The sequence below is a fragment of the Xenophilus sp. genome, assembly GCF_044462705.1.
Classification (GTDB): domain Bacteria; phylum Pseudomonadota; class Gammaproteobacteria; order Burkholderiales; family Burkholderiaceae_C; genus Xenophilus; species Xenophilus azovorans.
In genome coordinates, this window is record NZ_JBIQNC010000210.1 from 1 (window position 1) to 8,033 (window position 8,033).

The following is an 8,033-nucleotide window of genomic DNA, read 5'->3' on the forward strand; positions in this document are numbered from 1 at the left end:
CCGCGCCGCCGGCCGGCCCGGTGACCGCCGCGACGCGCGCGGCGCGGCGCCGGGACGCGGCGGCGACCGCGGCGGGCGGTTCGGCGCATCCGGGCCGGGCGACCGTGCCGGCGGCCGTTTCGGCGACCGCCCCGCGCGCGAGCCGCGCGGCCCGCGCCTGGGCGATGCCGCCTTCCGCGCCCAGCGCGAAGCCATGGAGCACGCGCAGGCCGCGCTGCGCAAGCTGGCGGCCCAGGCGCACGGCGAGGTGCTGACGCAACTGGTCGGTGCCTGGGAGCAGCGCAGCGCCGAAGCCCTGCCCAGCGCGCAGGACCTGGGGCGGGGCGTGTCCTCGTCCGTGCGCAACCAGTGGGCGCAGGCCCTGGCATCAGCGCCCGGCGGCGGCGATGCGGGCGAGGCGCTGCTGCGGCTGGAGATGGCGGCCGACGTGCCGACGCCGGCCGAGCAACTGGAGGCGCGCCGGGCACTGCAACTGAAGTTGCTGACCCGCCGCAACGAGCCGGGCCCGGCCGAGACCTGGGCCCAGGACGCCGGCAGGGTGCTGGCCAGCGCGCACGACGCCGCCAGCGCGCGCCGCCTGCAGAGCGCGCTGCGCACGCTGCTGCGCAAGGGCTGAGGCGCGCCGCGCCCGGCCCGGGCGCTTCAGCGGCCGGGCCTGAAGAAGGCGTCGAACAGCGGCGCCAGCGTGCCCATCTCGCGGCCGAAGCGTGCGCGGTCCACGAAGTAGGCCTCGCAAGCGACGGCGAAGAACTCGGCCATCGACGAGGCGGCATAGCCGTCCAGCCAGGGCGGCTCGCCGCCGAAGCGCTCGGCCACGACGGCCTGTTCGCGGAAGGCGTCGTAGGCCGGCGCCATCGCCGCCATCCAGGCGGCGCGCGCCTCACGCGCCGTGCGCGTGCCGGCGAAGCCGGCCGGCAGGGGCGGGCAGCCGTCCACCAGGCCGTCGCGCATGTCGATCTTGTGCGCGAACTCGTGGATCACGACGTTGAGGATCGGGCCGGCCGCCTCGGCATTGCCGCCTTCCTGCACGTGCGGCCACGAGAGCATCACCGGCCCGTGCTCGCGCGCCTCGCCGATGATGGCCTCGTCGTACTCGTGCACCACGCCGGCCTCGTCCACCGCCACGCGGCGCGTGCTCACCTCCGAAGGCACGACCACGATGCCGACGAAGTCGTCGTACCAGGCCAGGCCGCCGGGCAGGTGCAGCACCGGCAGCACCGCCTGCGCGGCGATGGCCAGCGCCACGGCGTCGGTGATCTCGAAGCCGAGCGCGCCGTTGAACTCCTTGTCCTGCAGGAAGCGGGCGCTCAGGCCGCGCAGCCGCGCGACGTCCTGCGCCGGCCGTGCGGCGAGGAAGGGGTAGGCCGCCAGCGTGGCCTGCCAGGCGGCTTCGGGGATCTCGGGAGCGGCCCGCAGGCCGCGCAGCCAGCGCAGCATCGGTCCGTCAGGTGCTCGCGCTCAATGCCATGCGCTGCGGCCCGTCGGCGGTCAGCCGCAGCACTTCGGCGCGCGGAGGCTGCGCGGCGGCGTCCCAGTCGCTGAGCACCCAGCGCGCCTGGCCGTCGCCCAGGTCGTGCTCGGCGGGGCGGTGCGTGTGGCCGTGGATCAGGACCGGCGCATCCGCACGGCGCAGCCAGTCGCGCGCGGCCCCGGAATCCACGTCGGCCCAGACGGCGCGCGGATCGGCCTTGCGCGCTTCCGACTGCGTGCGGATCTGCCGCGCCACCGTCCGGCGCTCGGCCAGCGGCCGGGCCAGGAAGGCCGACTGCCAGCCGGGCGAGCGCACCTGTGCGCGGAAGGCGAGGTAGTCGGTGTCTTCCAGACATAGCAGGTCGCCGTGGCTGAGCAGCCAGCGCCGACCCGCGAAGGCCAGAACGGTGGGTTCGGCCAGCAGCGTGAGGCCGGCGCGCGCGGCGAAGCCGGGGCCGACGAGGAAGTCGCGGTTGCCGTGCAGGAAGAAGATGGGGCGCTGCCGTGCGGCGGCAGCCAGCACGCCGGCGCAGTGCGACTCGAAGCTGCCGGGCTCATTGGCCGCATCGTCGCCGACCCAGACCTCGAACAGGTCGCCCAGGATGAAGAGCGCGTCCGCCGGCGTGTCGGCGAGGTAGCGTTCCCACAGCGCGAGCGTGGCGCTGTCCGAGGCCTGCAGGTGCAGGTCGGAGACGAGATCGACCACGCGCCAGCCGGCGGGCGCCTGCAGTTCGGCGAAGGCGGCTTCGTCCATCATGCAGGCGGCGGACGCTCCGACCTACTCGGAGACGACCGTGGCCTTCTCGATCACCACGTCCTCGACCGGCACGTCGTCGTGGAAGCCCTTGCGGCCGGTCTTGACCTTGCGCAGCGCGTCGACGATCTCGGTGCCCTTGACCACCTTGCCGAACACCGCGTAGCCCCAGCCCTGCGCCGTGGGTGCGGTGTGGTTGAGGAAGCCGTTGTCGGCCACGTTGATGAAGAACTGCGCCGTCGCCGAGTGCGGTGCGCTGGTGCGCGCCATGGCGACGGTGTACTTGTCGTTCTTCAGGCCGTTGTTGGCCTCGTTGGTGATCTCGGCGGCCGTGGGCTTCTGCTTCATGCCGGGCTCGAAGCCGCCGCCCTGGATCATGAAGCCGTCGATGACGCGGTGGAAGACGGTGCCGTCGTAGTGGCCGCGCTGGACGTAGCCGAGGAAGTTCTCGACCGACTTGGGCGCCTTCTCGGCATCGAGTTCGAGGACGATCGGGCCGTGGCCCTTGATGCTGAGTTCGACTTGCGGGTTGCTCATGAGAGGCTCCTGAAGTGATGGGGGTGCGGTTTACTTGACGAGGGTGGCGGAGCGGATGAGCACCGGCTCCAGCGGCACGTCGCGCATGCCGCCCTGCACGCCGGTGCGCACGGCGCGGATCTTGTCCACCACGTCCATGCCCGAGACCACCTTGCCGAACACCGTGTAGCCGTGGCCGTCGGGATTCGGCGCGTTGAGCATGTCGTTGTTCTTCACGTTGATGAAGAACTGGGCGGTGGCGGAGTTCGGGTCGCCGGTGCGTGCCATGGCGATGGTGCCGCGGTCGTTGCGCAGGCCGTTCGATGCTTCCAGCGGGATGGGCGCGCGCGTGCGCTTCTGCTGCAGGTCGGCCGTGAAGCCGCCGCCCTGGATCATGAAGCCGTCGATGACGCGGTGGAACACCGTGCCGTCGTAGTGCCCGTCCTTGACGTACTGCAGGAAGTTGGCGACGGTCTTCGGCGCCTTGGCGGCGTCGAGTTCGAGCGTGATGTCGCCGGCGGAGGTGGCCAGCTTCACGCGCGGCGCGACCGCCTGGGCGAAGGCCGGCGCGTGGGCGAGGGCCGCGCCCAGCAGGGCGGCGAGGGCGGCGCGGCGGGGAAGGGAGCGACGTTGCATCAGCGCTTGCCCTCCGGCTCGGCGGGCTTGTCGAACACCTGCCGCACCAGGGCCAGCTTGGGTGCGACGCTGGCGCTGGTCGAGGCGTACTGCTGCGCCTTGGCGTACTGCTGCGCCGCCAGGCGGGCGTACACGTCGCCCAGGTTCTCGTGCGCGGTGGCGTAGTGCGGGTTCAGGCGCAGGGCCGACTCCAGCGCATCGCGCGCCTTGCCGTACTGGCCCTGCGCGGCGTAGATGGCAGCCAGGTTGTTGTAGGGCTCGGGCAGTTCGGGGTAGTCCTGCGTGAGCTGCGTGAAGGCGGCCTGCGCGTCGGCCGTCTTGCCCTGTTCGCTCAGGATCACGCCGCGCAGGAAGCGCATCTGCGGATCGCGCGGGTTGGTGCGGATGTACGCATCGGCCTTGGCCAGCGCCTCGGCGGACTGGCCGGAGCGCAGCAGGGCGTTCACGTCGGCATAGTCGTCGGCGCGCGCGGCGCCGGCGGCCAACAGCACGGCGGCTGCGCACAGCGCATGCAGCAGCGGGGCCGGCATGCGCAACGGGAGACGGAAGGAGGGGAGAAAGGCGGCGTGCTTCATGAAGCCTCGACAAGGGCGGTGCGGTCGGGACGGCGCAGCTTGGTCATGCGCCGCCGGGTGTCGCAGAGCGGCCGTTTATACTCGTTCGATTCTAGCTGCGGCGCCTCGCAAGCCCTTTCCCCACGGGGCTGTGGCCGCTGCACAATACGCCCCCTGCCGGGCGCCGCGCTGCCTGTTTTCTTGTCTCCCGGCGGCAGCGCATCTCCGGCCCCCTCGCGTCCCCATGACCCTGCGCATCTACAACACGCTCACGCGTGCCACGGAAGAGTTTTCGCCGCTCGAGGCGGGCCACGTGCGCATGTACGTGTGCGGCATCACGGTGTACGACCACTGCCACGTGGGCCATGCACGCTCGATGATCGCCTTCGACGTGGTGCAGCGCTGGCTGCGCGCGAGCGGCTACCGCGTCACCTACGTGCGCAACATCACCGACATCGACGACAAGATCATCCGCCGCGCGGTGGAGAACGGCGAGACGCTGCGCTCGCTGACCACGCGCATGATCGACGCGATGTACGAGGACACCGACGCGCTGGGCGTGGAGCGCCCCACGCACGACCCGCGCGCCACCGACTACATCCCGCAGATGCTGTCGATGATCGGCACGCTGGAGGACAAGGGCCTGGCCTACCGCTCCGGCGACGGCGACATGAACTACGCGGTGCGCCGCTTCCCGGGCTACGGCAAGCTCTCGGGCAAGTCGCTGGACGAACTGCATGCCGGCAACCGCGTGGCGGTGGCCGAGGGCAAGCAGGACCCGCTGGACCCGGTGCTGTGGAAGCGCGCCAAGCCGGAGGAGCCCGACGAGGCCAAGTGGGACAGCCCCTTCGGCGTGGGCCGTCCGGGCTGGCACATCGAGTGCTCGGCCATGGCCTGCGAACTGCTGGGCGACACCTTCGATATCCACGGCGGCGGCGCCGACCTGCAGTTCCCGCACCACGAGAACGAGATCGCGCAGAGCGAGGGTGCCACTGGCAAGCCGTTCGCGATGACCTGGATGCACAACGGCTTCATCAACATCGACAACGAGAAGATGTCGAAGTCGCTGGGCAACTTCTTCACCATCCGCGAGGTGCTGGCCAAGTACGACCCCGAGACGCTGCGCTTCTTCGTCGTGCGCGCGCACTACCGCAGCGACCTGAACTACAGCGACGTGCACCTGGACGATGCGCGGGCATCGCTCAGGCGCCTGTACACGGCGCTCGATGCCGTGCCGCCGGCCGAGGTCGCCATCGACTGGAGCGGGCCGCACGCCGCGCGCTTCAAGGCCGCGATGGACGAGGACTTCGGCACCCCCGAGGCGGTGGCGGTGCTGTTCGAGCTGGCCGGCGAGGTCAACCGCACGCGCTCCGCCGAGGCCGCCGGGCTGCTCAAGGCGCTGGCCGGCACGCTGGGCCTGCTGCAGGGCGATCCGAAGGCCTTCCTGCGCGCGGGCGCCGCGCTGGACGAGGCCAGCATCCAGGCCCGCATCGCCGAGCGCGCCGCGGCCAAGGCCGCGAAGAACTTCGCCGAGGCCGACCGCATCCGCGCCGAACTGCTGGCGCAGGGCATCGTGCTCAAGGACGGCCCCGAAGGGACCACCTGGGCCGCGGCCCAGTAAGACATAACCGCATCGCCGCCATGCCCGCCAGCCGCAAGAGCAACAACGAGATCGCCTTCGTCACGCCCGACTACTGGGAGGAGGCGTGCAAGCACCTGGTGAAGAAGGACCGCGTGATGCGCCGGCTGATCCCGCGCTTCGGCGACGCGCGGCTGCAGTCGCGCGGCGACGCCTTCACCACGCTGGCGCGCAGCATCGTGGGCCAGCAGATCTCGGTGAAGGCCGCGCAGTCGGTGTGGGAGCGCTTCGAGAAGCTGCCGCGCAAGCTCACGCCGGCCAGCGTGCTCAAGCTCAAGGTCGACGACATGCGCGCCGCCGGCCTGTCGGCGCGCAAGGTGGAGTACCTCGTCGACCTGGCGCTGCACTTCGATTCCGGCGCGGTGCACGTGGACGCCTGGAAGGACATGGCCGACGAGCTGATCATCGAGGAACTGGTCGCCATCCGCGGCATCGGCCGCTGGACGGCCGAGATGTTCCTGATCTTTCACCTGCTGCGGCCGAACGTGCTGCCGCTGGACGACATCGGCCTGATCAACGGCATCAGCACCAACTACTTCTCGGGCGACCCCGTCAGCCGCAGCGATGCGCGCGAGGTGGCGGTGGCCTGGGCCCCCTTCTGCAGCGTGGCCACTTGGTATATTTGGCGGTCGCTCGAGCCGCTCCCAGTGGCGTATTGAGCGCCCCCAGGCCGGGCTGTGCCCGGCCCGCCCCCTGAAGGGAACAAGAAAACTTGGGGCGGCCCGGCGTTTTCTTGAGACACAACCGGAGAACACGTTGGCGAAACGAACCTTCCTCGACTTCGAGCAGCCCATCGCGGAGCTCGAAGGCAAGATCGAAGAACTGCGCTACGTCCAGAGCGAATCGGCGGTCGACATCTCCGAAGAGATCGACCAGCTCGGCAAGAAGAGCCAGCAGCTCACCAAGGAGATCTACAGCGATCTCTCTCCCTGGCAGATCACCAAGATCGCCCGCCACCCCGAACGGCCCTACACGCTCGACTACGTGCACGAGCTGTTCACCGACTTCGTCGAGCTGCACGGCGACCGCCATTTCTCGGACGACCAGTCCATCGTCGGCGGCCTGGCGCGCTTCAACGGCACCCCCTGCGTGGTGCTGGGCCACCAGAAGGGGCGCGACACGAAGGAGCGCACGCTGCGCAACTTCGGCATGAGCAAGCCCGAGGGCTACCGCAAGGCACTGCGCCTGATGAAGACGGCCGAGAAGTTCCACCTCCCGGTCTTCACCTTCGTCGACACGCCCGGCGCCTACCCCGGCATCGATGCCGAGGAGCGCGGCCAGTCCGAGGCCATCGGCCGCAACATCTACGAGATGGCGCAGCTCGAGGTGCCGATCATCACCACCATCATCGGCGAGGGCGGCTCCGGCGGTGCGCTGGCGATCTCGGTGGCCGACCAGGTGCTGATGCTCCAGTACTCGGTGTATTCGGTGATCAGCCCCGAGGGCTGCGCCTCGATCCTCTGGAAGACCGCCGAGCGCGCGCAGGACGCGGCCGACGCGCTGGGCATCACGGCGCACCGCCTGAAGGCGCTGGGCCTGGTCGACAAGATCGTCAACGAGCCGGTGGGCGGCGCGCACCGCGACCACCGGCAGATGGCGGCGTTCCTCAAGCGTGCGCTCAACGACGCGCTGCGCCAGGTCGCCGACCTCAAGCCGCGCGAGTTGCTGGACCGCCGCTACGAGCGGCTGCAGAGCTACGGCCGCTTCGCCGACACGCGCGACAGCGGCAAGTAGGGCAGCGGATTCACCGGCGGGCCGTCGCCGCCGCGCGCTGCTCGACCTGCGCGCGCAGCGCCGCATGCAGGTCGGCCGGCAGGAAGCGCGTGGCCAGCTTCAGCAGCAGCAGGGCGACCACGCCGTCGTCCAGCCAGCCGAGCACAGGGATCAGATCCGACACGAGGTCCACCGGGCTGAGCACGTAGAGCACGGCTGCCAGCGCCGTGAGCTTGGCGGCAGCGGGGGCGCGCGGGTCGCGCAGCATGGCCCACACCAGCGCAAGCTCCTTGCGCATCAGCATCCACAGGCGACCGAGCTTCCACATGGCGGCGTACTCCGGGTTGAGAGAGAGACGAGGCTGAAGTGGGGTGCATCGCGCAGATCACAAGCGCCGCGCGGCTCCACAATCGACGGATGCTTGGATGCGCGCCGCCGCCGATGAAGTTCCCCGGAGCCCCCTCATGAGCGCCGTTTTCGACGATGCCATGGCGCGCTTCGCGCCCGAACTGCCGCTCGCCGTGGGCTTCAGCGGCGGGGCGGACTCCACCGCCCTGCTTGCTGCGTGCGCACGGCGTTGGCCCGGGCAGGTGCTGGCGGTGCACGTGCACCACGGCCTGCAGGCGGCGGCGGACGATTTCGAGCGCCACTGCGCCGACCTGTGCCGCCGGCTGGGCGTGCCGCTGCAGGTCCATCGCGTGGATGCGCGCGCGGCGCCGGGAGACAGCCCCGAGGACGCCGCGCGGCAGGC

10 protein-coding genes and 1 pseudogene are annotated in these 8,033 nt (G+C 70.9%); 5 read left to right on the forward strand and 6 right to left on the reverse strand.

The window, feature by feature from the left end; translation table 11 throughout:
* Window positions 1-616, forward strand: a pseudogene (locus tag ACIY1X_RS22275) (DUF349 domain-containing protein); the annotation flags it as partial.
* A 26-nt stretch (window positions 617-642) separates the two neighbouring features.
* Here ACIY1X_RS22275 and ACIY1X_RS22280 read toward each other — a convergent pair.
* Genes ACIY1X_RS22280 through ACIY1X_RS22300 form a run of 5 tightly spaced genes read right to left on the reverse strand, consistent with a single transcriptional unit; the run spans window position 643 to window position 3,951 of the window.
* Entirely contained in the window at window positions 643-1,437 is a 795-nt protein-coding gene (locus tag ACIY1X_RS22280; protein ID WP_399684824.1) for a zinc-dependent peptidase, read from the reverse strand.
* A gap of 7 nt (window positions 1,438-1,444) precedes the next feature.
* Window positions 1,445-2,227, reverse strand: a complete 783-nt coding sequence (locus ACIY1X_RS22285; protein ID WP_399684827.1) for a UDP-2,3-diacylglucosamine diphosphatase — start codon at window positions 2,225-2,227, stop codon at window positions 1,445-1,447.
* A gap of 21 nt (window positions 2,228-2,248) precedes the next feature.
* Window positions 2,249-2,761, reverse strand: a complete 513-nt coding sequence (locus ACIY1X_RS22290) for a peptidylprolyl isomerase (RefSeq protein WP_038218524.1) — start codon at window positions 2,759-2,761, stop codon at window positions 2,249-2,251.
* Window positions 2,762-2,791: 30 nt separating this feature from the next.
* Window positions 2,792-3,376 carry a peptidylprolyl isomerase gene (locus tag ACIY1X_RS22295; RefSeq protein WP_399684829.1) on the reverse strand — a complete coding sequence of 195 codons (585 nt, stop codon included), beginning with the start codon at window positions 3,374-3,376 and terminating at the stop codon, window positions 2,792-2,794.
* A complete protein-coding gene (locus ACIY1X_RS22300) occupies window positions 3,376-3,951 on the reverse strand; it encodes a tetratricopeptide repeat protein (protein ID WP_399684832.1) in 576 nt (191 codons plus the stop codon). Before ACIY1X_RS22300 ends, ACIY1X_RS22295 begins: the two co-directional genes overlap by 1 nt.
* A gap of 223 nt (window positions 3,952-4,174) precedes the next feature.
* On the opposite strand from ACIY1X_RS22300, the gene cysS reads away from it, so the two are divergent.
* The 3 genes from cysS (at window position 4,175) to ACIY1X_RS22315 (ending at window position 7,303) form a co-directional block, all read left to right on the forward strand.
* On the forward strand, window positions 4,175-5,551 hold the full coding sequence (cysS, locus tag ACIY1X_RS22305; RefSeq protein ID WP_399684834.1) for a cysteine--tRNA ligase: 1,377 nt from the start codon (window positions 4,175-4,177) through the stop codon (window positions 5,549-5,551).
* Window positions 5,552-5,571: 20 nt separating this feature from the next.
* Window positions 5,572-6,228, forward strand: coding sequence for a DNA-3-methyladenine glycosylase (locus ACIY1X_RS22310; RefSeq protein WP_038218531.1), 657 nt, complete (start codon window positions 5,572-5,574; stop codon window positions 6,226-6,228).
* A 97-nt stretch (window positions 6,229-6,325) separates the two neighbouring features.
* Complete coding sequence (locus tag ACIY1X_RS22315; RefSeq protein ID WP_038218534.1) at window positions 6,326-7,303, forward strand: acetyl-CoA carboxylase carboxyltransferase subunit alpha; 978 nt, start codon at window positions 6,326-6,328, stop codon at window positions 7,301-7,303.
* A gap of 10 nt (window positions 7,304-7,313) precedes the next feature.
* On the opposite strand, the gene ACIY1X_RS22320 is transcribed toward ACIY1X_RS22315, so the two are convergent.
* The gene (locus ACIY1X_RS22320) at window positions 7,314-7,610 is read right to left on the reverse strand and encodes a YkvA family protein (RefSeq protein ID WP_399684838.1); all 297 of its coding nucleotides are present in this window, start codon (window positions 7,608-7,610) and stop codon (window positions 7,314-7,316) included.
* 136 nt (window positions 7,611-7,746) lie between these two features.
* Here ACIY1X_RS22320 and ACIY1X_RS22325 point away from each other — a divergent pair.
* Window positions 7,747-8,033: ATP-binding protein (locus ACIY1X_RS22325; RefSeq protein WP_399684840.1), on the forward strand; the 287-nt coding region annotated here is incomplete at its 3' end.